The 24488-nt window shown below is 71.0% G+C and carries 19 protein-coding genes; 16 read left to right on the top strand and 3 right to left on the bottom strand.

Annotated elements, in window-relative coordinates; all coding sequences use genetic code 11:
• From traC to F8M74_RS24815, 5 genes are all read left to right on the top strand, one after another.
• Nucleotides 1-1789: outer membrane exchange accessory lipoprotein TraC (gene traC / locus F8M74_RS24835; protein ID WP_141258925.1), on the top strand; the 1789-nt coding region annotated here is incomplete at its 5' end.
• Between the two features lie 297 nt (nucleotides 1790-2086).
• Nucleotides 2087-3574: a pre-peptidase C-terminal domain-containing protein gene (locus tag F8M74_RS24830; RefSeq protein WP_141258924.1), complete on the top strand. Its 1488-nt coding sequence runs from the start codon at nucleotides 2087-2089 to the stop codon at nucleotides 3572-3574.
• A 115-nt stretch (nucleotides 3575-3689) separates the two neighbouring features.
• Complete coding sequence (locus F8M74_RS24825) at nucleotides 3690-4595, top strand: AEC family transporter (protein WP_141258923.1); 906 nt, start codon at nucleotides 3690-3692, stop codon at nucleotides 4593-4595.
• Nucleotides 4596-4726: 131 nt separating this feature from the next.
• Entirely contained in the window at nucleotides 4727-5527 is an 801-nt protein-coding gene (locus F8M74_RS24820) for a nucleotidyltransferase family protein (protein WP_171410571.1), read from the top strand.
• A 130-nt stretch (nucleotides 5528-5657) separates the two neighbouring features.
• Nucleotides 5658-6254 (top strand): hypothetical protein, encoded by a 597-nt coding sequence (locus tag F8M74_RS24815; protein ID WP_141258921.1) that lies wholly within the window; start codon nucleotides 5658-5660, stop codon nucleotides 6252-6254.
• A 12-nt stretch (nucleotides 6255-6266) separates the two neighbouring features.
• Here the strand turns inward: F8M74_RS24815 and F8M74_RS24810 are convergent, their stop codons facing one another.
• Nucleotides 6267-6476, bottom strand: a complete 210-nt coding sequence (locus tag F8M74_RS24810; protein ID WP_011550932.1) for a hypothetical protein — start codon at nucleotides 6474-6476, stop codon at nucleotides 6267-6269.
• A 198-nt stretch (nucleotides 6477-6674) separates the two neighbouring features.
• On the opposite strand from F8M74_RS24810, the gene F8M74_RS24805 reads away from it, so the two are divergent.
• Nucleotides 6675-6905: a hypothetical protein gene (locus F8M74_RS24805; protein ID WP_140860562.1), complete on the top strand. Its 231-nt coding sequence runs from the start codon at nucleotides 6675-6677 to the stop codon at nucleotides 6903-6905.
• Between the two features lie 54 nt (nucleotides 6906-6959).
• A complete protein-coding gene (locus F8M74_RS24800; RefSeq protein ID WP_141258920.1) occupies nucleotides 6960-7253 on the top strand; it encodes a hypothetical protein in 294 nt (97 codons plus the stop codon).
• A 9-nt stretch (nucleotides 7254-7262) separates the two neighbouring features.
• Here the strand turns inward: F8M74_RS24800 and F8M74_RS24795 are convergent, their stop codons facing one another.
• Nucleotides 7263-8456, bottom strand: coding sequence for a hypothetical protein (locus F8M74_RS24795; RefSeq protein WP_141279891.1), 1194 nt, complete (start codon nucleotides 8454-8456; stop codon nucleotides 7263-7265).
• A 101-nt stretch (nucleotides 8457-8557) separates the two neighbouring features.
• On the opposite strand from F8M74_RS24795, the gene F8M74_RS24790 reads away from it, so the two are divergent.
• From F8M74_RS24790 to F8M74_RS24775, 4 genes are all read left to right on the top strand, one after another.
• Complete coding sequence (locus F8M74_RS24790) at nucleotides 8558-11644, top strand: MG2 domain-containing protein (RefSeq protein ID WP_171410422.1); 3087 nt, start codon at nucleotides 8558-8560, stop codon at nucleotides 11642-11644.
• Nucleotides 11641-14073 carry an alpha-2-macroglobulin family protein gene (locus F8M74_RS24785; protein ID WP_228560355.1) on the top strand — a complete coding sequence of 811 codons (2433 nt, stop codon included), beginning with the start codon at nucleotides 11641-11643 and terminating at the stop codon, nucleotides 14071-14073. The genes F8M74_RS24790 and F8M74_RS24785 overlap by 4 nt, the downstream gene beginning before the upstream one ends.
• A gap of 207 nt (nucleotides 14074-14280) precedes the next feature.
• Complete coding sequence (locus F8M74_RS24780; RefSeq protein ID WP_141255538.1) at nucleotides 14281-15318, top strand: effector-associated domain EAD1-containing protein; 1038 nt, start codon at nucleotides 14281-14283, stop codon at nucleotides 15316-15318.
• Between the two features lie 43 nt (nucleotides 15319-15361).
• Nucleotides 15362-17758, top strand: a complete 2397-nt coding sequence (locus F8M74_RS24775) for a hypothetical protein (protein WP_141255537.1) — start codon at nucleotides 15362-15364, stop codon at nucleotides 17756-17758.
• 10 nt (nucleotides 17759-17768) lie between these two features.
• On the opposite strand, the gene F8M74_RS24770 is transcribed toward F8M74_RS24775, so the two are convergent.
• Nucleotides 17769-18578: an SDR family oxidoreductase gene (locus tag F8M74_RS24770; protein WP_141255536.1), complete on the bottom strand. Its 810-nt coding sequence runs from the start codon at nucleotides 18576-18578 to the stop codon at nucleotides 17769-17771.
• 112 nt (nucleotides 18579-18690) lie between these two features.
• Here F8M74_RS24770 and F8M74_RS24765 point away from each other — a divergent pair, with 112 nt between their 5' ends.
• The 5 genes from F8M74_RS24765 (at nucleotide 18691) to F8M74_RS24745 (ending at nucleotide 24453) form a co-directional block, all read left to right on the top strand.
• Entirely contained in the window at nucleotides 18691-19371 is a 681-nt protein-coding gene (locus tag F8M74_RS24765; protein WP_011550941.1) for a MotA/TolQ/ExbB proton channel family protein, read from the top strand.
• A gap of 3 nt (nucleotides 19372-19374) precedes the next feature.
• Complete coding sequence (locus F8M74_RS24760) at nucleotides 19375-19809, top strand: biopolymer transporter ExbD (RefSeq protein ID WP_011550942.1); 435 nt, start codon at nucleotides 19375-19377, stop codon at nucleotides 19807-19809.
• Nucleotides 19810-19825: 16 nt separating this feature from the next.
• The gene (locus F8M74_RS24755) at nucleotides 19826-20626 is read left to right on the top strand and encodes an energy transducer TonB (RefSeq protein WP_163884557.1); all 801 of its coding nucleotides are present in this window, start codon (nucleotides 19826-19828) and stop codon (nucleotides 20624-20626) included.
• Nucleotides 20627-20768: 142 nt separating this feature from the next.
• Nucleotides 20769-23531 carry a TonB family protein gene (locus F8M74_RS24750; RefSeq protein WP_141255534.1) on the top strand — a complete coding sequence of 921 codons (2763 nt, stop codon included), beginning with the start codon at nucleotides 20769-20771 and terminating at the stop codon, nucleotides 23529-23531.
• Nucleotide 23532: 1 nt separating this feature from the next.
• Complete coding sequence (locus F8M74_RS24745) at nucleotides 23533-24453, top strand: hypothetical protein (RefSeq protein ID WP_141255533.1); 921 nt, start codon at nucleotides 23533-23535, stop codon at nucleotides 24451-24453.
• The last annotated feature ends 35 nt before the right edge of the window (nucleotides 24454-24488 follow it).

The raw sequence follows: 24488 nt of genomic DNA, 5'->3' as shown, positions 1-24488 counted from the left end.
CCCCCCTCCTTCTTCGTCCCACCCCTGGTTGGGGGCCCTGGCCCTGGCCCTGGTGCTCGCACTGTCCGGCTGCTCCGCCTTCTCCCGTGCGGTGAAGGAGGGAGACGCCGCCAGCCAGGAACAGAAGTGGGCGGAGGCGGAGGCGGCCTATCTGCGCGCGCTGGCAGCGGACCCGGAGGCCTCCGAGGTCAAGGTGAAGCTGGGCAAGGTGCGCCAGGCCTGGAGTGAGGTGGTGCTGGAGGATGCGCGCGCCGTGCATGCCTCCGGGGACCTGGATGGCGCGATGAAGCGCCTGGTGCGCGCGCTGGAACTCAACGCGGACAACGCTTCGGCGCGGGAGCTGCTCGGCGCCACCCTGGATGCGCGCGTGGCGGCGGGCAACGTGGCGTTGAAGGCGGAGCGGTTGCAGGACGCGCGCACGGAGTTCGACGCGGTGCTGTCGGTGGCGCCGGACCACGCGGCCGCCAAGCGGGGCGTGGACGGCGTGCAGGTGGCCTGGGCGCGGCGCTGGTTCGGCACGGGTGAGGGTCTGGAGAAGGCCGGCAAGCTGGGCAACGCGCTGGTGGCCTACGTCCGCGCGGACCAGGAGCGCGTGGGCGCCACCGCGGCGCGGGAGCGGGCCGAGGCCGTGCGCCAGAAGCTGCGCGACGAGGTGGCCTTCCTGGTGGTGGCCTCGCCGGTGGAGGACCGGGCCGGAGCGCCGGACGTGGCGCAGCGGCTGGCGGCCGGCCGGCTGGCGGCGATGCTGCCCACGCAGTTGCCCCTGCGCGTGGTGACGGAGGCCCCGGCGGGCCGCGAAGGCGTGACGCTGGATTTGTCACTGGAGCGGGTGCTGCCGCTGCAGGTGGTGGAGGAGTCGCAGCGCACGCAGCGCTACCTCGCCGGAAATCGCTCCGTGCCCAACCCGCGCCGCGGCGGCTTCGAGACCCAGCTCCTGAAGGCCGAGCGCACCCTGGAGGACGTGGAGCGCAAGCAGGCCGCCGCGCTGCGGGAGTACCTGCGCATGCAGGCGGAGCTGTCCATGGTGCGCGTGGCCGCGGAGCGCTGCCGCGAGCGGGAGCGCCGCCAGTGCCGCGAGGCCCTGCAGGATTGCGGCGAGGCCGCGCGCGAGGTCAGCGGCCCGGGGCAGTTCCCCAGCGAGTGCAACCCCTCACGCTGCGACAACAAGGCGTGCGTCGCCGAGGAGGTGCTGCTGGTGGCCAAGGCCGCCGCGTCCCTGCAGAAGGAGAAGGCGCTGGAGGAGGCGCTGGACAAGTCCGAGGGCCAGCGCACGCAGGTGCAGCGCCACCGCGACGCCACCTTCCGCGAGCCCATCACCGTGGAGGAGCCCATGTATTCGGACTTCGTGTTCGACGTGCAGCTCCACCGGCTCACCGTGACGGCCTCCGTCACCGCGGTGATGCGGGACCTCATCAAGGAGCAGCAGGTGCCCGCGCCCAACACGCAGGACTACGCGGTGATGCACGAGGACATGGCGCACAAGGGCTACGACCGGTACGGCGTGCTCGCGGACCCGGTGCAGCTGCGCAACGAATTGGAGCTGCGCGTGGAGGTGGGCGACAAGGCGGTGTCGGACGTTGCCCGCCGCGTGAAGGAGCGCTTCGACGCCTACCGCGGCAAGCGCGTGGAGGATGCCCGCCGCGGCATGGTCCGCCCCGGTGCCGAGGACGTGGTGGAGACCGCCGTGCGCGCGCTCCTGCTCACCGCGGACGCGCCGCCGCAGGACATCCTCCAGCCGCTGGGCCGTGCGCGCGGCCTGAATCGTCCGGAGAGCCTGGTGGGATTGTAGGGCTTCCGCTGGCACCGTCTTTTTCTGGGACGGGCGAATGTGGGCGGTCGGTGAAAGGTGTCTTGTTTCAGGACGGTCCGTCTGAATTTTGGTCAGCCATTCTTCTATGGGTAAACCCTTAGAAGCACTGTCATTTCACGGTGAGGTGTAAAGCCTGTTTACGAATGGTCGGGGGGCCTTGGAGTCCCGGTACACCGCGTTGAGCGGGGAGCCATCAGAAATCCTGAATGACGGCGATGGCTTGGATGCTGGCATGGCGGCTGCTTAATCAGCTGCGAACCACTCATCCCAACAAGGATGTCCATGTCACAGTCCAAGTTCGTCGGCGCCCTCACGGGCCTGGCGCTGCTCGCCGGTTGCGGCGGTAGCGATGGCACCACCCCCGCCTCCGAGGAGACGCTCGGTCAGGGGATGTCGTGGGAGGAGTTCCTCTCTCTCGTGTACCAGGAGCCCGACACGGGCATCTTCATCGCCGACGGTGACACGACGTTCGCGACCGAGAAGCACCTGCGCGAGTTCTATGACAACAACGTCAAGAACGGGCAGCTCATCGTCCACCGCGTGGGCGGGGCGGACGCGAAGTGGAACGACACGCAGAAGCTGAACCTCACCTACTGCGTGAGCACCTCGTTCGGTAACAACTACCAGACGGTGGTCAACGCCATGGCCAGCGCGACGGCCGCGTGGGAGGCCGCCGGCTACGTGAAGTTCGTCCACGTGAGCGCGCAGGACTCCAACTGCACCGCCTCCAACAACAACGTGCTGTTCGACGTGCGCCCCATCAACGTGAATGGCCAGTACATCGCCCGCGCGTTCTTCCCGGGTGACGCGCGCTCCAGCCGCAACGTCCTCTTCGACAACAGCGCCTTCGGCCCCATGGGCGTCTGGACGCTGGCGGGCGTGACGCGCCACGAGCTGGGCCACGTGCTTGGCTTCCGTCATGAGCACACCCGGCCCGAGGCCCGTACGTGCTTCGAGGACAACAACTGGCGCGAGCTGACGGCCTACGACGGCGCGTCCGTCATGCACTACCCGCACTGCAACGGCACGCAGACGGGTGACCTCGTGCTGACGACGAAGGACGTCCAGGGCATCCAGGCGCTCTACGGCACGCCGAACGGTGAGCCGCCCCCGCCGCCCCCGCCGCCGCCGGAAGGCGTTCCCACCACGGAGACCCGCTCGGGCTCGGTGGCTGCGAATGCGAACGTCAACTACGGTCCCTTCACCATCGTCCCCCGCTCGACCTTCAAGGTCGTGATGACGGGTACGGGTACGGGTGACCCGGACCTCTACGTCCGCTTCGGCTCGGCGCCCACCACGACGGAGTACAACTGCCGTCCGTACCTCGCCGGCGCCAACGAGACCTGCGAGATCGAGGTCCCGGAAGGCGTGACCAGCGCGTACATCATGGTGCGTGGCTACTCGGCCGCCAACTTCAGCCTGACCATCAACTACCTGGCGCCCCTGGGCGGTGGTAACGGCACGCCCACCAGCGAGACGCGCTCTGGCTCCGTGACCTCGGGTGGCAGCCAGAACTACGGCGCCTTCAGCGTGAAGGCCGGCACCAACTTCAAGGTCGTGATGACGGGCTCGGGTGACCCGGACCTCTACGTCCGCTTTGGCTCGGCCCCCACCACGAGCGCGTACAACTGCCGTCCGTACCTCAGCGGCGCTTCCGAGACGTGCGACATCGCCGTGCCCGCGGGCCAGACCACCGCGTACATCATGGTGCGTGGCTACACGGCCGCTACGTTCAACCTGGCCATCAACTACACCAAGCCGTAGTCCAGGTTTCGGCGTGAAGTGAACGACGGGCGGTCTTCCCCCACGGGAAGGCCGCCCGTTTCTTTTCCGCATGTCGCTGGAGTCCGACGCGGCGGGCTGAGACGCTGCGGCCGCCATGGGGAACGTCATCGGGCTGTTGGGGGCGTGTATGGTGCTGGGCGTCCTGGCCCGGCACAGTGGGAAGTTCCCGGAGGGCTCCGCCGGGGCGTTCAACACCTTCGTGCTGTACGTGGCGCTGCCTGCGCTGGTGCTGCGGGCCATGCACCAGTTGGTGTTCGTGCCGGAGCTCCTGGTCGCCGCCTCGGTGCCGTGGCTCTACTACCTGGGCGCGGGGCCGTTCTTCCGACTGCTGGGGCCCCGGCTGGGGCTGTCGAAGCCGTCCATCATGGCGTTGGTGCTGACGGCGGGGCTGGGCAACACCGCCTTCGTGGGGCTGCCCATGGCGGAGGCGCTGCTGGGTGCCAAGGGTCTGCCGGTGGCGGTGGTGGTGGATCAGCTCGGCTCCTTCCTGGTGCTGTCCTCGCTGGCCACGGTGGCGGCGGCCCGGGCGGGCGCGGATACGCCGCTGTCCCTGCGCCAGCTCGCGCGCAAGGTGGCCACCTTCCCCCCGTTCCTGGCGCTGGTGGTGGCGTTGGTGACGCGGCCTTGGGCCTATCCGGTCTGGCTGGATGGCGTGCTGGAGCGGCTGGGCTCGCTGCTGACGCCGCTGGCGCTGTTCGCCATTGGCCTGCAGCTGCGCCTGTCGGGCATCAAGCCTCGGCTGCCCGCGGTGGCCCTGGGGCTGTCGTACAAGTTGCTGCTGGTGCCGGCGCTGACGGCCGCGGGCCTGCTGGCCTTGCCAGGGCTGGCGCCCACGGTGGTGCAGGCCACGCTGCTGCAGGCGGCCATGGGCCCCATGGTGAGCGCGGCCATCCTCGCGGCCGAGCATGACCTGGACCCGGACCTGGCGGTGTTGATGGTGGGAGTGGGCGTTCCGCTGTCCTTCGCGACGGCGCCACTGATGTTGATGCTGGCGCGCTGACGCCCGCCCGGCTGCCCTGCGGCCTACCACGCGGCCGGACCGCTGTCGTCCCGGCATCGCGCTCCTATTTTGGGCGCATGGCTGAGCAACCACCGAAGGCCTCGGGCGCGCCCGGGGGAGACCCACGGCGGATGGAGGTTCGGCGGCCGGTCGCCGAACTGGGCGCACGGGCCTATGCCATCCAATTGTTGTCTGACGCGCGAATCCCGTTCCTCGTCGGCGGCGCCTACGCGTTCGCCCACTACACGGGCATCTATCGCGACACGAAGGATCTGGACCTTTTCATCCGCAAGGACGACGCGGACCGCGCATTGGAAGTGCTCGCGCGCAATGGCTGGAGCACGCAGAGCAACGTCCACGGCTGGCTGCACAAGGCCTTCTGGGACGACTTCCTCGTCGACCTCATCTTCGCGTCCGGCAACGGCATCACCGTCGTTGACGACGGCTGGTTCGAGCACGCGGTCCGCGCCCGGCTGCTGAACTGCGCGTGCAACGTGCCTCCTGCGGAGGAAATCTATTGGAGCAAGGCCTTCGTCCTGGAGCGCGAGCGCTTCGACGGGCACGAACTCACGCACCTGCTCCTGAAGACGGGGCGCACGTTCGACTGGCCGCGGCTGCTGGCGCGCTTCGACCGGTACTGGGAGGTGCTGCTCGCGCACCTGATGTTCTTCCGCTTCGCGTACCCCGCGGACCGCGACATCGTCCCGGAGTGGGTGATGCGCGAGCTGCTCTCCCGCGCCAACAGCTCGCTGGCGGAGGGCAACTGGGACTCGACGCTGTGCCGGGGCCGGCTGTTGTCGCAGGTCAGCTACCAAGTGGACGTCGACGAGTGGGGCTACGAGGACGGCCGCGCCTGGGATGAAGCCGAGCGCAGGCGCGAGCGCGAGCCCGAAGCGGTGCCCGCCGCGAGCGGTACGTACGGCGGCCATTGAGCCACGGACCCCGCGCTCGCTTCCCGGGACCTTTCGGGTCCCGGCGTGAGCGCGCCAGGTCCACGGGCCCTGCCACGGCTTCGGCGGAGCCTCACCTTCGGGCAGAGGACCCGCCGAAAGCAGGTGTCATGTGTCGCGGAGCGAAACAGGGCCACGTGGTGTCATCGGAATCCTGGGCGTGTTGTGTCTGACGCTCGCGCCCTCCTCGCGGGCACAGGTCACCGTCACCGGACAGGGAGGACCGCTGCGGCTCGAAGCGGGCGCTCAGTCGGTGGCGCTGTCCCTGGAGGAGGGCGGCGTCGTGCGGGGGCCCGGCATCGAGCTGCGTCAGCGCGGCGCCGCGCTGGTGGGACAGGTGCGTGGCAGTGACGTGGATGTCGGCTGGGCCAGCGGAAACCTGCTCGGACGCGTGGGGGAGGGCACCGTCGACCTCCGCGTCCTCGAAAGGACGCCAGAGCCGGGCCTGCGTCTGGAGGGAGACTTCGCCAGCCAGCCGTCGAGCCTCGTCATCGCGCCCTTTGCCATCGCTGGCGCCATGGGCGGATGCAACTACACGCTGTCCGTGACGGGAGAAGGGTATTCGGGCTGGCGCACCTGCCAGCCTGGGACGACGCTCCAGCCGGGCCCCGTCTCCCTGTCCCTGCCCGAGGAAGTGCTGCGCCTCGGACAGGGCGAGAAGGCTGCCCTGCTGGCGCTGTTGCTGTCGGAGACGATGTTGCCGCCGTGAGGCGGCGCGTGCTCAGGCGAGCACGGTGGTGGCGAAGGACAGCTCCACGCCGTTGTCACGCACGCGCATGCTGGGCTTGGACAGCCAGTGGCACCGCGGGCAATAACTGTGCGCACCCGCCTGAGAGGCACGCACAGTCACCTCTCCACCGCAGAGCACGCAGCCGTCGGGGAGGACGAATTCGGCGAACCGCTCGCCGGTGTTGCTCTCGAATTGAGTCATGCTTCTGAGTTAACGCAGGAATCGCGCGGCACAAGGCGACCTGAGGTGTCCCCCGGTCGGGCATGGCCCAGCGGGCAGGCGGGCGGCCGAGCCCTCCTGCATTCCTTACAGGCCCGCCGCGCTTTGATGGGTGGCCGACACCGCAACCCGGTGAAGTCGCGTGTGCGCCCTGGCACGGGGATTTCAAGGGCCCGGGGCATGGATGCACAGGGTGAGGGTGGCGGCATGGGTGGGGTGCTGCGGGTGGAGCTCCTCCATGACCGGCGAGGCTGGGGGGTGGAGGTGGAAACGTGGGCTGGGGCCGTGCGCCGATACCGGTATGGCAGCGAGGCCCAGGCCCGCTTCTTCGCCGCGGTGTTCGAAATGGGCCCCCGCGTGCTGCCGCCGGTGAGCACCGGGCGCCGCAAGCGGACCCGCCGGGCGGCCTGAGGCTCCGCGTCTTCCCTCTACCCTCGCGGGCTGCTTTCGGAGAGGCTACGGGCCATGAGTGACGCACCCAAGCCCTTCCTTCACCGACCCAACCGCCAGCTCATCACCAAGGAGCCGGACCCCGCGGGCCGTTGGTCCAAGCAGTTCCCGGACATGATTGGCTACGCCAGCCAGGGCGGCGGCAAGGTGCCGGCCGACTACGGCTGGAACACCAACCCCAAGCAGTGGCAGGAGGAGATGACGTCGGAGTCGCTGGCGGCGCGCTACGACGAGCTGCGCATCCTCCCGCCGAAGCCCGCCGCCCCGGCGCTGCCCGAGGGCGCGAAGCCCGAAGGCACCAAGCCGTAGCCTCGCGCTTCAGCTGAAGGGCAGGGCCGCCAGCCGCTCCTGGAATCGGGTGAGCAGCTCCCGCGCCCCTGCCTCCTCCAGTCCGTCGCCCGCCTCCTGTCGCGCCTTGCGCAGGAAGGCGTCGAAGGGCGGCGAGCGGCCCTGGAGCGCGCCCGCCGCCTCCACGGCCTCCGCCAGCACGCGCTCCGCGCCCCGCGAGCCCAGCGACAGGTGCATGTCCGCCTGCTCCAGCTTCATGCCGCAGGTGGCCCACACCGCGCGGTCATGGACGACGAGCCAAGTGCGCGTCACCTCCTCCATCTGCTCATCCAGCGCCGTGAGGTAGGGCTCCACCAGCCCCGGCAGCGCGTCCGGCGCCAGCTCCGCCTGGGTGGCCATGTCCAGCAGCCGCGCGCGCAGCTCCAGCACCTGGTGCTTCTGCGGCGTGCGCAGCGCCACTGACGCGGGAAGGGACACGAATGCGGCCAGACTCTCCGCCACCTGCCGCGCCAGCGCGGGGCGCGCGCGGGGCTCTGCCTTCGCCGCGCGCTCCAGCCGGCCTTGCAGGGAGCGGCGCAGGTCCGCCGCCGCCGCGCGCAGCGCCGCCCGTGCGCCCAACTGGTGGGCGTAGCCGGGCACCACCTCTTCGCGGCGCACGTCGGCAAAGGCGGAGGCGGTGAGGTACACGAGGTCGCCAATGCGCACGCGGAAGTCGGCGCGGAAGGCCTGCAGCTCGGCCATCAGCGTCCAGCGGTCGCTCACCACCTCCGGGCGGCGCATCTGCTGTCCCAGCTCCGCCACACGCCGGGCCAGCCGGTCCGCGATGGCGTGCAGCACCGCCTCCACCTCCTGCGCCAGCCGCTCATCCGAGCTGGCCGGCGGCGGGGCCCAGCCACCGTCGCCGAGCCCGACCGGGCGCGTGGGGGGCGGGAACTCCTGGTGGACGGCGCTGACGAGCTGGTTGACGCCCACCAGTGTGTCGCCAATGGCCGGCGCCATCGTCTCCCACAGCGACAGGTCCGCGCCGCCGTCCGCTTCCACCGACGTGGGCTCGTACTTCGCGATGCTCAGGTGTCCCAGTCGGTCGATGGCCACCGCCGCCGCGCGGTGCACGCGCTCCATCCGGTCCGCGAGATGCCGGTCGGTCAGCGCTTCCAGGAGCGATTCCAGGCGCGCGGGGAGCGCGTCCTGGGGCGGGCGGGATTTGGGCTTGGGCGCTGGCAAGGAGCGGCGACCCTAGCGCACCGTCTTGAGCCACGCGAAGAACGGGGGGACTCGTCAGGGCCTCGGCTTCCCGGCATAGAGTGGAGGGAAGGGGAGAACCGATGACAATCCGCTTCCGGCGCCGCCGGCTGCTGGGGGGAGGACTGGCTGCGTTGCTCGTGGGGGGCGCGGTAGCCTTTGCCTTCTGGGACGTCTGCCTTTCCGCCTGGGTCCTGCGAGGAGTGAAGGTGCCGAGCTGTCCGGACGGACAGTTCCGCCAGGTGGTGGAGGTCCATGGCTCCGGCCTGGCGCGTGGCGACACGGGCCAGGTGGTGGTCGTGACGCATGCGCTGGCGCCGCACCCGGAATCCGGCGAGATGATGAAGGCCCCAGTGACGAAGGGCACGGCCGCCGTGTTCCTGGTGGACGGGGAGGGGAAGGAGACGCAGCTTCCGCTGTCGAAGGGGACAGAGTGGATGCGCACCATGGGCGACCGGGGGCTGTCGGCCCGCGTAGTGCTGCCGGAGGTGCCGGACGGTGACTACAAGCTCCGGGCCCGCGTCATCTCGCCGCTGGGCACGGACACCGTGGACGCGCCGCTGCCGCTGTATGCCAATGCCCTGGCGCATGTGTTGACGGACCGGCCCCTGTACGAGCCGGGCCACGAGGTCCTCTTCCGCGCGGTGGTGCTGAGGGCCAAGGACCTGGCGCCGCTGGATGGGCGGCCGGGGACGTGGGTGGTGCGGGATTCCACCGGCGAAGTGGTGCTGGAGGAGCGCGCGCCGGCCGGGCCCTGGGGTGTGGTGGCCGGGCGCTTCCCGCTGGACCGGGGCGCGCCGCAAGGGACGTGGAGAGTGAATTGGGTGAGCGGCGGGGCGCAGGCGTCGGCGTCCTTCGAGGTGAAGCCTTTCACCCTGCCGCGCTTCCGCGTGGAGGCGCGCAGCGCCCGGCCCTTCTGGCGCGCGGACGAGGTGCCGGTGGTGGATGGGCAGGTGACGTATGCCTCGGGCGCGCCGGTGGCCGACGTCGAGGTGGGCCTGACGTGGGACATCCACGGTGACTGGCCCGCGCCCGCGGAGTGGCATGCGGGAGGCCTGCCGAACCGCGCGCGCACGGACGCCGCGGGGCGTTTCCGCCTGTCGCTGCCGCGCGTGCCCATGGACCTGCGCGGACAGGCCCAGTTGGTGGCGCGTCTGGTGGCGCGGGACGCGGCGGGAGACCGCATCGAAGGCGGCGTGTCGCTGCTGCTGTCCGAGGACGCGCTGCAGGTGTCGGCGGTGACGGAGGTGGAGGGTGGACTGGCGCCGGGGTTCAACAACCGCGTCTACGTGCGCGCGACGACGGCCGCGGGGCAGGTGCTGCCGGGCACGGAGCTGACGGTGAAGCGCGCATGGGATCCGCGGGACGAAGGCGTGCGCGCGATGACGGACGAGGACGGCGTGGCCGTCTTCCAGCTCGACCCCGGACCTCCCGTCAACGTCGTGGTGCCGCCCATGCCCGTGCGCCCGCCGCCGCCCGAGCCCACGGTGAGGCTGGGCCAGACGCGCAACCTGCTGGCACCGGAGACGGAGGCCTCGCTCGAGGACCTGCTCGCGCTGGAGAAGGGGTTGGCCGCGCTCGAACCCTGTGCGCGCTTCGTGACGCGTGAGGATGGAGAGATGGAAGTCGCGCTCGGCCTGCGCGTGAGTGCTTCGGGCGCGGTGCTGGACGTGGTGACTGGGGAGGAGGGCGCACTGCCCGCCTGCGTGGCCTCGGCGTTGCGCACCCGCGTGCTGCCCGCCGGGCGTGAGCGGGTCTTCCAGGTGAGCCTGGCCATCATGGACCCGGGCCTGCCGGAGTTGGAAGTAGAGGTGGAGGCGGCCATTGGCGCGCCTGAGACGCTGGTGGCCGCGCTGTCCGACGCGGCCCTCGATGCGCGCACGTGTCTGCCGCGGGACCTGGGAATGGAAGCCCCGCTGCCCGCGGCGTTGAGCTGGCGGCTGGGGAAGCGGGGCCTGGAGTCGCTGACGTGGGTGACGCTGCCGAAGCAGTCGAACGCGCTGGCCGCGTCCGCCCTGCCCTGCATCCAGGAACGCTTCGCGCGCGTCCGGCTGCCCGAGGCCAAGTATCGGCAGAACGCCCTGGGCGTGGGGCACCTCACCGCCCGTCCGTCGGGGGAGAAGGGGCGCCAGGCCGTTTCCCAGGCCACCACCTTCCTGGGCTACGAGCTGAAGGTGAGCGGCACACAGGGGGGAGAGGCCGTGGGCGAAACGAAGCTGGTGCTGCGTCCAGCGGAGGTGCCACCCACGCGCCTGCGTGCCACGCCGGTGCTGGCGCGCGGTGGCGAGGAGGTCCGCATCGAGCTGATGCGCGGTCCCCAGTTCGAGGGCCCGCTGCCCGAGACCCTGGTGCTCCAGGCGGGCAACCAACGAATGGAAGAGAAGGTGGACAAGGCGACGCGCTCGGTTCGCTTCAAGCTGCCCGAGGACTTCGAGGGCTGGGCGATGACGTACTGGGAGGGCGCGCAGGGGCGGGTGTACGTGGCGCCGCGCGCGCAGCTCTCCGTGGAGGTGACGCCGGACAAGCAGCACTACGCTCCCGGCGAGCTGGCCCGGCTCCAATTGCAGACGCGGGTGGATGGCCAGGACGGTCCGGCGGCGGTGGGCCTCTTCGGCGTGGATGAGACGCTGGCTCAGCTGGCGCCGCTGCCTGGGCCGGACGCGCTGGGGCAGCTGCGGCCCGTGCCGACGGTGGCCTCGCCGGCCTTCGGTGTCCTGGACGGCCAGGCGCTGGCCATGGGCCGCATCCGCGGGGCCAACGCGGCGTCGGCGGCGGTGCTGCGGGTGAGCGATGTGCCTCGGCGCGAGCACACGGAGCCCCGCGTGACGGTGAACGCGGTGACGGCCTTCGAGCCGGAGTCGGAGCTGACCGAACCCTTCTACGCCGTGCTGGCGGAGCTGCACGCGCAGGTGCGCGCCTGGGAGGAGAAGGCGCCGCAAGGGCAGACGCTGGACCCGGCGGGCATGGCCCGGCTGTGGGAGGGCGCGCTGGCGGCGTGTGAGAAGCGCGGCGACAAGGTGACGGATGCCTTTGGCCGCCGGTTGAAGCTGTCGCGGCTGCCCGTGGACCTGCTGGCCCTCACCGACCCGCGGGCGGTGGTGTCCAGCGGCACGCGGCTGCCGGAGGACGTGGAGAACTGGAACGCTTGGGTTGCCCGGGAGGCGCCATGAATCGCTCGTTCTTCGCCGGGGTGGGCTGCTCCCTGGCGAGCCTGGTGGGGCTGGTCATGTTCGTGGCGCTCTTCGGTGACAACGTGCGGCGCCTGTTCGGCTCATCCGCTGACGCGCTGGCGGGTGCGTCCGCGCCCCAGGCGTCGAAGAGTCTCCGCTCCTTTGGTGAGAACTCCGAGTACGACGAGGTGCAAGCGGTGATGGCCCCCCCGCCGGTCATGGCGGCGCCGCAGGTGGAGATGGAAGTAGAAGGGGGGATGCTCGGGTTCTCGAGCGCGCTCCGCAATTCCCGCTCCGTCGTGGTCAGGGACGACGCACGGAAGGGCGGAGGCGGCGCGGGCGAGGACGCCACGCCCAGCCGTGCCTGGTTCCCGGAGACGTTCCTCTTCGAGCCCCTGGTGGTGACGGACGCGTCCGGTGCGGCGACGGTGCCGGTGCGCGTGCCGGACCGCCTCACGCAGTGGCGGGTGCTGGCGCTGGCGCACTCGCGCTCGGGCGCGCAGTCCGGCACGGTGACGTCCTTCACGGGCACGCTGCCCACGTACGTGGATCCGGTGCTGCCGGCCTTCCTGCGCGCGGGCGACGCCGTGCGGATGCCGGTGCAGGTGATGAACACCACGGACGCGGCGGTGGAGGCGCCCTTGAAGGTGGAGGTGCCGGGCGCGCTGGTGGAGGGCGGCAGCCGCACCGTGCGCGTTCCGGCGCGCGGCAGCGTGGTGGAGTACGTGACGGTGCGGGTGTCCACGCCGGGGCAGGTGGCGGTGCGCGCGGCGCTGGGCGCCACCGACGCGGTGGTGCGGGACTTCCCCGTGTGGTCCACGGGGCGGCCGGTGGTGGAGACGCGCGGTGGCACGCTGGCGGCGCCGCGCTCGCTGTCGCTCACCGGGGCCGTGGACGCGCAGCCGGGAAGCGAGCGCGTCCGGGTGCGGGTGTTCCCCGGCGGGCTGGGCGTGCTGCGCTCGGAGTTGCTGAACGCGAGCGCGCGCGAGGACGCGGCCGGCGTGGGCTATTCGCTGCTGCTGACGGGCCGCGCGCCGGAGCTCCTGACCGCCCTGGGCGAGACGCGGTCCGCGGAGGCGCTGAAGGCGCTGAGCACGCCCGGGCAGCGGCTGAAGGCGCCCGTGCCTCCGGAGTCCGGCGAGGTGGACGTGGAGTCGGTACGGGCGGGGTTGATGAGGGCGACCCAGCGCGCGCTGCGGTGGAGCCGGGCGCCGGACGTGGCCACGGCGGCGCTGCTGGCGGAGGGCGCGCTGGCGCATCCGGACAACCCCGTGCTGGCCCGTCTGGGCGAGCGGCTGGCCGCGCAGGTGGCGGCGGCGCAGCTTCCGGACGGCACCTGTCAGGGCGGCAACGGCTGGACGCTCCAGCGGTTGTTGGTGGCCACCGCGGACTGCACGCGCGCGGTGAACGCGGCGGCGGTGACGCCGGAGGGCAAGCGCCGCGCGGCCTTCTTCACCGCGCGGGCCTCGGGTGCGCTGGAGCGCAACCGGGCGCACGTCAAGGATGGCTACACCGCGGCGGCGCTGCTGGCGAGCGGCGCGGTGACGGGCTCGCTGCGGGACTCACTGCGTGAGCAGGTGCGGGACGCCGTTCAGCGGCGCGACGAGGGCGCCGCGTTCCTGCCCGTGGAGGAGGGCGTGGTGGACGCCGCGGGCGGCACGCCGACGGAGGCCGAGGCCACCGCGCTGGCCGTGCTGGCCCTGGAGGGCGACGCGAAGGCACCCGTGGCGGACCTGGGCGCCGCGTTGCTCGCCAGCTACGAGCCGGTGACTGGCTGGGGCAACGGGCGCGCCAACCGCCTGGCGTTGCAGGCCGTGGTGGCCCTCTTCCGTGAGCCGCTGCCCGCCCAGGTGCGGGTGGTGCTGGAGCGGGACGGCCAGGTCATCACCGAGGGAACCTTCGACGCCAAGGCCCTGCGTGAGGTGCTTTCCTTGGAGGCGGCGGCTCCGGGCTCTGGCGGCGCGCATACCTGGACGGTGCGCGCGGAGCCCGCGGTGCCCGGGTTGGGCTTCGCGCTGGCGTTGAGCGCCGCGGTGCCATGGACGCAGCAGGCACAGGCCGGGCTGGAGTTGTCCGTGCAGGTGCCCTCGGACGCGAAGGTGGGGCAGCCGTCGGAGGTGACGCTCCAGGCATCCACGCCGTCGGGCCTGCCGCTGGTGATTCGCCACGGGCTGCCCGCGGGCGTGCAGGTGGACACCGCCAGCCTGGAGGCGCTCGTGCGCGAAGGGAAGGTCGCGTCCTGGCAGAGCGAGGATGGCGCGGTGACGCTGCGGCTTCATCCCCGAGGGCCGGGCGAGCCCTTCCAGGCGCGCTTCCGCGTCATCCCGACGCTGGCGGGCACGCTCCAGGGAGGCGCGTCGTCGCTGATGGCCCTGTCGCGCCCTGACCTGGTGTCCTACGTACCCCCCGCTACGTGGGCCGTACGCTGAGGAGAAATCGCTGTCACTTCCTGCCCCCCGGGCCACTGCCCTGGTGCTGGGGGGCGCGTTATGTGTCGACTCGTGGTGACTTCACGGGCCTCCAATAAATGTAGTCCGCGCTCCCAACTGGGCACTCACGCAGGGGATGCACAGATTTCCCAGCAGCAACACGGAGTCGCAACCGCTCCCAGGGTTGTTTCGTCGTGGGTGGCAAGCATGGAGCTCGACGGTGCGGAGAGGGACGAGCTACAGCGGGCGCTGACCAGCGCGTTTGCCTCGGTGGAGCACCTTCGCCGGGTCGTGGCCGCCACCTGCCGCAGGGATTTGGAAGCGCTGGGCGTCTCCGGTGGGCTGCGTGAGCGCGTCTTCACGCTCATCCACATGGCGGAGGCGGAGGGCTGGCTGCGCGAGCTGATTCGCGGCGCCTACCAGTCCCTGCCCCGGCACCCTCGCCTCCAACGCTTCGTGCAGGTGTACCTCGCGTCCGTCCAGCGCAGCATCCCCCGTGTTGGACTGGAGCGCATCTTCGGCAGCGGCCGGGCGGACGTCGAGCGTGAGCACTGGCGCAAGCGCCTGACCTCCATCGAGCGGCAGGTGTGCCGCGTGGAGCCGGAGGTGGGCGCGGCGCTGGGCACCGGCTTCCTGGTGTCCCCCAACGTCGTGCTCACCAATTTCCACGTCATCGAGAACAGGCTGCTGGAGTCGCTGCGGGTGCGCTTCGGCCGCAAGGTCCTCCAGGACGGGACGCTGCTACATCCGGGGACGGTGTACCGCGTGACTCGCTGTCTGGCGCGCAGTCCTTACAGCCCCGCGGACCTGATGCACCCGCGTCCGCGCGATGCGACGTCGGGCGAGCTGGACTATGCCTTCCTCGAGGTGGCGGGTGTCCCCGGCGAGGACCTGGTCGACGGGGAACCCCGAGGCTGGCTGGAGCTGCCCGATTCGCGGGAGTCCTTCGCGCCCGGCAGCCTGGTGCTCATCGTTCAGCACCCGGCGGGCCAGCCGATGAGCGTCGCGCTCGATGAGTTCCTGGGCGTCAATCCGGGCCGCACACGCGTGGTGTACCGCGCGTGTACGGGGCCGGGCTCCTCGGGGGCACCCTGCTTCACCCAGGACCTGCGGCTGGCCGCGCTGCATCACAGCGGTGGGCCCCGCGTCCCGTCCGCGTCGGTGGGACACAACGAGGGCATCCCCATCGACACCATCCGCGGCAGCCTGTCCGGGAGCGTGTTGAGCCAGCTGGGGTGGGGATAGGGCGCGAAGTGGAGGCATGGGGGGCGCCTGATACAGTCAGTGAATGCGCTCCGCTGGCACCCGTCCCGCCGTCACCCACTCCGCGTGGGGGCTCGTGCGTCTTCCGGCCCTGCTCCTGTTGCTCGTCCTTCCCTGGGGGGCCGGCGCTGAGCCCTCGCTGCGCGTGGCGGGTGCCTCCGCCAGCAACGAGGTGAAGCTGCGGACCGCGTCGGAGGACTTCCGGCACGTGCTGCGCGTGGATTTGCTGAGCGCGCCGGAGGTGGTCGGCGACGTGGCCGTGGCCGTGGCCGGCGGCGTGGCGAGAGGTGTGGACGGCGAGCTGCCCGGCGGCGTGACGGTGCTGGTGGATCCGCTCCAGGCCCAGGACGGCGTGCAGGTGGCGTTGCAGGCCGTGGTGAAGGAAGCAGAGGCCGGGAGCGCCACGGTGCCCATCTCCACGCGGCGCCCCATCCACGTCGAGCTGTCCGGGCGCCTGCCCGTCACGGGTGACTACACGGGCCACGTGGTGCTGGTGCACGCGCAAGGGCGGGAGACCACCGCGCTCATCGTCACGCGCGTGCAGGCGGTGCCCGCGGTGCAGTTCATCGCCACGTCGCCAGCCGTGACGTCCGCGGGCTGGGGCTGGGGCTCCATCGACGCCACCGTGCGGCTGCCGTTCAAGGAGACGGCGGGTGTGGGCGGTGTCGTGTCGGTGCCCCAGTTGCTGCAACTGCAGCGCAAGGCGCCGGACATGGACTCGGCCCTCATCCAGCCGCGCTTCCAGAGCGTGCGCTTTGCGCTGGAGGGCGGGAAGCCGGATGGCGGCAACCTGGATGTCACGTCGGTGGACGGCGGCATTCCCGTGAGCGCGCATGGGAGCGGCGCGCTGCTCTTGAACTTGCAGGGCCTGGAAGGTCCGGGCGAGTACACCGGCACCGTGCGCCTGTCCGTGCGCTCGGGCATGCCGGTGGAGCAGCCCTTCACCTTGTGGGTGAGCTCGCCCTGGTTGTGGGGCGCGTTGCTCATCGCGGCGGGGGCCGTGTCGTCGTTCGGCGTGCGCCTGTACTCGCAGCGCATCCGCCCCCGGACGCTGCGTTTGCAGCGAGTCATGGAGCTGCACCGCCGGCTCCAGGTCGTGGTGAGCGGGCAGGGGGCTCGGGCGCGGGAGGTGGGGCAGGTGATGCTGAGCCAGGTGGACGGGCTCGCGTCGGAGATTCGCCGGCCGGTGCGAGGCATCCGCGTGCGCGACGGGGACCTGACCGCGCTGGAGCCTCGTCTACGGCTGTATGGCGCGTGGTGTGACACGTCACGCAAGCTGGACGCGCTCCCGGCCGAGCTGCGTCCGGAGCAGGCGAGCCAGTTGCTGGCGGAAGTGGAAGGCGCGCTGCGCGCGGAGGACACCGCCACCGCGCGCCTGGACAGCCTCGCCGCCAAGGTGCGGGAGCTGGACGTGGACGGACTGGCGCGCGCCGGGCTGGAGGCGCGGTTGCAGGACATCGACCGGCAGGCGCGGACGCTGGTGGAGCAGCACGGTGAGGATTCGCTGGGCTTCCGGCTCAAGTATGAACTGCTGTCCCTGCTGTCGACCGTGCGGGAGGAGCTGGCGCGCGGCGCGCTGGACGCAGCACGGCGCCAGTTGGAGTTCGCTCGCCGCTCGTACTTCGACATCCTCTGCGAGGAGCTGTCCGTGGCCCTGGCGTCCCGAACGCCGCCGCGAGGCTTCACGGAGGAGGAGTGGGAGGCCCTCACCCGGCAGGTGAAGACATTGCTGGAGCGGGCCCGCGAGCGCGCGAACACCAGCGTGGATGATGCCGTCCGCATGTACCAGGGCGCGCATGCCGCCTATGTGCGCCAGCTCATCGTGGAGCTGCGCGGCGCGGTGGACGAGGCGCGGCAAGTCAGCGAGTCGGAGGCGCAGACGCAGGCGCTCGAGGAGGTGGAGGCGCTCCTGCGCGAAGCCATGGGCCTGCTGGTGGCGGAGTCGTCGCACGAGGCCGCGGGGAAGTACGGCGAGGCGCGCGTCCGGTTCGTCTCCGCCAGCCAGTCCCAGCGGATGGCGAAGAGCTTCCACCTGGAATCGCTCGCATCGGACGACGGGGGCGACGGGGCGCCCTCCGTGCCTCCTCCCACCGCGCCCAGCGGTGGAAGCATCCTCGCGCTGCCGGAGGCGCCCGCCGGAGGGGCGCCCGCGCTGGGCGACTTCGAGGGCATGCCGCTGCCGTCGCCACGTCACATGTGGCTGGTGGAGCTGGGCGTGCTGGCGCTGCTCACCACGGTGGCGGTGGCGCTGGGGCTTCAGTTGCTCAATGTCTTCTCGCCCACATGGGGCGGTTTCGGCGCGTGCATGACGGCCTTCCTCTGGGGCTTCGGCCTGCACCAGGTGGGCAACGCCTCCTTCGAGGGAATCACCGGGTTGCTGACGCGCGTGGAGCGGCCGGCCACGCCTCCGCCGGCCGTCTGAGCCGCGCGGATTATCGCTGCCGGTCCTGGATGGTCTTCGCGGCGATGCGGTCCACCACGCCCGGGGCCACCAGCTTGAGGAACTGGGCGACGCGGGCCTTGGTGGTCATCACCACCTCGCGCTCGCGGCGCTCCATGGCGCGCAGGATGATGGCCACGCAGGTGTCCACGTCCATGTTGCCCGCGCTCTCGTCGTGCTTGCTCTGCCGCACGGGCTGGCCGTCCGCGCCCAGCGCGCTGTCGCGGATGTTGGTGGCGACGAAGCCGGGGCACACCACCGTCACGTCCACGCCGGTGCCGCGCAGCTCGATGCGCAGCGAGTCGAAGAAGCCGTGCATGGCGTGCTTGCTGGCCGCGTAGCCGCTGCGGTTGGGCACGCCCGTCTTGCCCGTGAGGGACGACACGGCCACCACCAGTCCGCGCCGGGCCTTGAGGTGGGGCAGGGCGTGGTGGGTGCAATACACCGCGCCCAGGTAGTTGATGCGCATCAGCCGGTCGAAGAGGGACAGGTCCTTCACCTCGTCCACGCGCGCGTCCATCGTCACGCCCGCGTTGTTGACCAGCATGTCGACGCCGCCAAAGGCCTCCACCGCGCGCTCCACCAGGTGGCGGCAGGCCTCCGCGTCACCTACATCGGTGGGCACCACCACCGCGCGCCCGCCGGCCGACTCGCACCGGGCCTTCACCCGCTGGAGCGCTTCCTCGTTTCGCGCCGCCAGCACCAGGTTGGCGCCGCGTCCGGCCAGCACCACCGCCAGCGCCTCGCCAATGCCCGCCGAAGCGCCCGTGACGACCACCGTTTTTCCTCGCATGGCGCGCATTCTGGCCCTCCCCGCGAAAGGGGGCCCGGAAAAAATCCGACCACCAGGTGACACTTCAATTCGGCCCCGGTGTTCTGGTCGCGCCAACGTGTTTTGCGAGGGGAAAGACACCATGCCGTCCATCGCCGTTTTCGCCCAGGCCCACCCGGAGCAACTGGGGTGGCTCAGCAGCAAGCTGCTGGGGGTGACACTCACGTCCGCGGAGTGGGTACTGTGGGTGCTGGTGTGCCTGTCGGTGCTCTCCATCGCCATCATGCTGGAGCGCACGGTGTACTTCGCCCGTCACCGGCTGCCGGATTCGGAGGCGCTGGCGGTGCGGCTGTCGCGCGGTGAGCTGGACGCGGTGAAGGCCGCCATCCAGGGGCGTCAGGGCATGGAGGCCGCCATCCTGCGCGAAGGGCTGGCGTGCGCCGACCAGGGCGCGGACACGGTGGAGCAGGTGATTGCCTCCACGTTGTCGCGTGAGCGCCCGCGCTACGAGCGCTTCCTGTCGTATCTGGGCACGCTGGGAAACAACGCGCCGTTCATCGGTCTGTTCGGCACGGTGCTGGGCATCATCAAGGCCTTCAATGACCTGGGGAAGATGAACGCCCAGGGCGGCGGCGGGGCCATGCAGCAGACCGTCATGGCCGGCATCTCCGAAGCGCTCGTCGCCACGGCCGTGGGTCTGGCGGTGGCGATTCCGGCGGTGGTGGCCTTCAACGTCTTCAGCCGTCAGCTCAAGACGCTCACCAGCCGCGCCAACGCTTTGGGCCACGCGCTGGTGGGCAGTCTCCGCTCGGAGGCCCGTTAGGCCATGGCGGGCAGCGCGCAGGACAACGACGACGAAATCACCGGCATCAACGTCACCCCGCTGGTGGACGTGGTGCTGGTGCTGCTCATCATCTTCATGGTGACGGCCAACTTCATCGTCCGCGAGACGGTGGAGGTGGACCTGCCCCGAGCCGCCAACGGCGGTGAGACGGTGCAGGGCCTGGTCAACGTGGTGCTGGACAAGGAGGGCAAGTTCTTCTTCGACGGCACCGAGATGACCGAGAAGGAGCTGGAGGCGAAGGTCGCCGAGGCGGTGGCCAAGGACAAGGACACGCGCGCCATCATCAGCGCCGACCAGTCGCTGCCCTACGGCCGCGTCATGCGACTCATCGACGTGGTGAAGGGCCAGGGCATCGCGAAGTTCGCGCTCAACATCGAGAAGGACGTGGCCCCCGCGGCTGCGCCCGCAGCGCCCTGAAGCGAGGAATCAGCGCATGAGCCAGGCGGTCCTCGAAAATAGTCCCACGACGCCCACGCACGACCGCTCGCTCGCCGTGGTGGGCGCCTTTCTGCTCGTGTCGCTGGGGATTCACGTCGGCGGCTTCTGGGCGCTGGGTGAGGGCGACTCGCGCTCGCGCCCCGTGCCCAAGCGTCCCGTGGAGATGGTGATGGTGGAGGTGCAGAAGCCGCCCCCGCCGCCTCCCGAGACGCCGAAGCCGGAGGAGCCGCCCAAGCCGCCGCCTCCCAAGCCCAAGGCGGTGAAGCCGCCGCCGGTGAAGGTGGCCGAGGCCCCCAAGCCGCTGCCACCGCCGCCCGTGGACGCGCCGCCGCCGCCCAACGAGACGCCGCCGCCGTCAGCGAAGCCCGCGCCCCTGGTGGTGGGCCTGTCGATGTCCTCCACCACCAGCGCTGGCGGTTTCGCGGCGCCCGTGGGCAACACGCTCTACGGAAGGACGGGCCCCACGGCGAAGGCGCCCCAGGACGTGAAGGGGTACAGCGCGCCGAAGTACGCGCCCATCTACCAGGTGGACTCCGAGCCCACGGTGGCCTCCGAGGTGAAGATTCCCTATCCGGAGGAAGCGCGCCGCGCGGGCGTGGAGGGCACCGTCACGCTCTCCATCACCATCGACCACGAGGGTAAGGTGGTTGCGGTGAAGATTCTCAAGGGGCCCGGTTACGGCCTCAACGAGGCGGCGAGGGATGCCATCCGCCGCTTCCGCTTCAAGCCCGCCATCAAGGGCGGCGAGCCTGTCTCCACGGAGATGAAATACTCGTACACCTTCCTGCTCGATTGATGTCGCCACTCCCGCTGGGAGAGCGGCGGAGCCCGGGCGTGCCCGGCATGTCAGGGGTACCCATCCCCACGGGCATTGCCGGGATTCCACCTCGCCATCGCTCCGTCTCTCTTTCAGCGGGAGCGGCACCCCCCTCACCCGTATGCTTGGACACGCCATGTCCTCCACCCTGAAAGCCCGAGGCGCGCTCGTCGCGGCCTCGCTCCTGCTGGCGGCGCCCGTGCTCGCGCAGGCACCCCAGGCCGGCGCGCCTCCCACGGACGCGGCCACGCCACCTGCGGCGCAGGCCCAGCCCACCATCACCAAGCCTCCCGAACTGGTGCAGCAGGTGGAGGCGCAGTATCCGCCCGAGGCGCTCGCGCAGGGGCTCACCGCGTCCGTGCGGCTCATCATCACCATCGCGGATGACGGGTCCGTCGCCGAGGTGCTGCCCACCGAGCCGGTGGGCAACGGCTTCGACGAGGCGGCCATCGCGGCGGTGCGCCAGTTCCGCTTCTCGCCCGCCGAGGTCGACGGCGTGCCCGCGCCGGTGCAGGTGGAGTACGTCTACCACTTCACCCTCACCGCGCCGGAGCCGGAGGCGGGCGCCGAGGCCGTGGAGGCCGAGCAGCCCAAGGCCACGCTCACCGGCCAGCTCATCTCCCGCGGCAGCCGTTCGCGCGTGCCCAACGCCACCGTGCGCTGCGGCGACGACCCGGACGCGCCCGAGGTGATGTCCGACGAGGACGGCCGCTTCACGCTCGAGGTGCCCGCGGGCACTTGCGAGGTGCGCGTGGTGGCTACGGGCTTCCAGCTCTACCAGACGAAGGAGGAGCTGAAGGCGAACGAGACGACGGAGGTGAACTTCTACCTCGCGCCCTCGGGCGGCGGCCTGGAGACGGTGGTGCGCTCCGACCGGCCGAAGAAGGAGGTGGTGCGCCGCACCATCACCCGCGAGGAGGCGCAGAAGACGCCGGGCTCCTTCGGCGACCCCATCCGCGTCATCCAGTCGCTGCCGGGCGTGGCGCGCGCGCCCTTCATCTCCGGTGAGCTGCTGGTGCGTGGCTCGAACCCGGGCCAGACGTCGACGATGATGGACGGGGTCGAAATCCCCCTCCTGTTCCACCTGCTCGGCGGACCCTCGGTGGTCAACGCCGAGTTCATCGACCAGCTCGACTTCTTCCCGGGCGGCTACGGCAGCCAGTACGGCCGCGCGGTGGGCGGCATCGTCGAGGTGGGCACGCGCAAGGGCGCCTCGGACACGCTGCACGGCTCGGTGAAGGTGGACCTGCTGGACGCGGGCTTCTTCCTGGAGAGCCCGATTACGGACGGCATCAGCGTGGCCGCGGCCGCCCGCCGTTCGTACATCGACGCGATTCTGCCCGCCGTCCTGCCGGAGACGGAGGGGGGCACGCTCTCCGTGGTGCCGCGTTATTGGGACTACCAACTGCGCGTGGACTTCGGCGCGAAGCGCGGGACGCCCAACGACGACACGACCGTGACGGCGGGGGGCGCACGCAGCTCCGGCTACATCATGGCCTTCGGCAGTGATGACCAGCTCCGCGTGGTGTCCACCGGCCCCGAGACGGAACGGGACCTGGAGCTGGACACGCGCATGAACTTCCACCGGGTGAAGGGCGACTGGACCTACCGCAAGGGCGCGATGTGGTCCGTCTTCACGCCCTTCGTCGGCATGGACCGCAACAATATCGACTTCGGGCTCGCGCGGCAGGAGGGCAAGACGTACACGCTGGGCGCCCGCGAGGTGCTGGGCATCGAGCTGTCCTCCGCGCTCACCCTCCGCACGGGTCTGGACATCGTCTTCGAGCACGAGCGCTACGACGTGTCCTTCCCCGCGCCGGGCGGCATCGAGTACGTGCCCTTCCCCGGGGCCGAGCCGGTGGGCCAGCAGTTGGAGGAGCAGATTGCCCTGAACGCCTTCGACGGCGCGCTCTTCCTGGAAGCGGACTTGTTGGTGGGGCGCTTCACCTTCACGCCGGGCGTGCGCGGCAACCTCCAGACGGTGGGCAACACGCGGAACCTGGCGCTGGACCCGCGGCTGTGGGTCCGCTACGCGGCGACCTCACGCACCAACCTCAAGGGCTCGCTGGGCCTCTACAGCCAGCCGCCGGAGACGTTCCGCTTCATCCCCTTGCCCTACGGCAACCCGGACCTCGCCTACCAACGCGCGTTCCAGAGCAGCCTGGGCGTGGAGCACCGCATCACCGACGTGCTCAACGTGGACGTCACCGGCTTCTTCAACCGCCGCTTCAACAACATCGTGTCGCCCGGCCAGCTCGTCGCCAACGAGGGCGGCGGCGTCTTCACGCTGCCGTACTCCAACGACGGCATCGGCCGCGCGTATGGCGTGGAGGTGATGCTGAAGAAGGAGCGCGCCTCCGCGACGGACAAGTGGTCCGGCTGGCTCTCGTACACCTTCAGCCGCGCGGAGGACGGGCGCGTGGGGCCGCTGCCCCAGGGCGGAGGGGGCTTCGGTGGCGACAGCGTGCCGGACGACTCCGCCTATGGCCTCAGCCCCTGGGACCAGACGCACATCCTCACGATGGTGGCGGGCTATGTGCTGGGCAACGGCTGGGAGCTGGGGGGCCGCTTCCGCTACACCAGCGGCCGGCCCATGACGCCGCTGGCGAGCGGCCATGACGTCTACGACGCGGACCGCAACCGCTACAACGCGACGTTCGGTCCCTACTTCTCCGACCGCACGGGCGGCTTCCACCAGCTGGACGTGCGCGTGGACAAGAGCTGGCGGTTCCAGAGCTGGACGCTCACGGCCTACCTGGACGTGCAGAACCTCTACAACGCGAAGAACGTCGAGTTCGTCTTCAACGACTACCGGTTCCGTCGGGAGTACGAGGTGCCGGGCATCCCCATCCTCCCCGTGGTGGGTGTGAAAGGAAGCTTCTGAGATGAAGACCCTGCTCGAGTATGGCGGCCTGTTGCTGCTGCTGGGCGCCACCGCCTGTGTCGACGTCGAGGACCAGCCTTCGCGCGTCCACGACTTCCGAGTGCTCGGCCTCGCTACGGAGCCGCCGGAGTTCATGGCGTCCGCCTGCGAGCTCAACCCGGCGACGCTGGATGAACTCTCCGAGCCCGTGACATACCGCGCGCTGCTGGTGGACCCGGCGGGTGAGGGCCGTCCCATCCAGTACACGTTGTGGGCATGCGCGGACCCCGAGGACCGGACGTGCGCGAACGAATCCAACCGCGTGCTGCTCGCGGAGGGCACCACCGCGCCCGGTGAGCTGACGCTCAGCATCCAACCGGGCGCGGCCACGCTGGCGGATGAAACGCCGCTGCTGGAGCGGGTGCAGGAGCTGGACCCCTACCTGGGGCTGGGCGGCCTGCGCATGCCGCTGGTCCTCTTCACGCAGGCGGGTGAGGAGCGGGTGTACGCGCAGAAGCTGATGGTCTTCTGGTGCCCGGCCGTGGAGGGTATGCGGGCCAACGTGCAGCCGGTGATTCCGGGCCTGCGCGTGGACGACGTGGCCTGGGACGCGGAGGCGCCGCTGGAGCTGCGGGGCGCCGGGCCCTTCGTTGTGACGTCCGAGGACGTGGTGGCCTTGCAGGAGACGTACGTGGTGCCCGGGCTGCGGCTGGAGGCGGTGACGCTGCGGGAGAGCTGGGAGATTTCTTGGCACGCGACGCTGGGCGAGTTCTCGCCGCAGGAGACGGGTGGCTCGTCCTTCGGCGGGCAGGAAGGCCGGCACCGCACGGAGTGGGAGCCGCCAAAGGGCGCGCAGGCGCAAGAGGTGACGTTCTGGGCGGTGGTGCGGGACGGCCGGGGCGGCAGTTCCTGGTTGGTGCGGCGGGCGCTCTGGAGTCCGTGAGCCGGGCTCGCTCGTCGGCCTCCAGTCGAGATATG

Origin of the sequence: Myxococcus sp. CA023, assembly GCF_010998615.1 — a bacterium.
In the GTDB taxonomy this organism is placed as follows: Bacteria; Myxococcota; Myxococcia; order Myxococcales; family Myxococcaceae; genus Myxococcus.
This window is presented reverse-complemented; position numbering and strand designations above follow the sequence as displayed.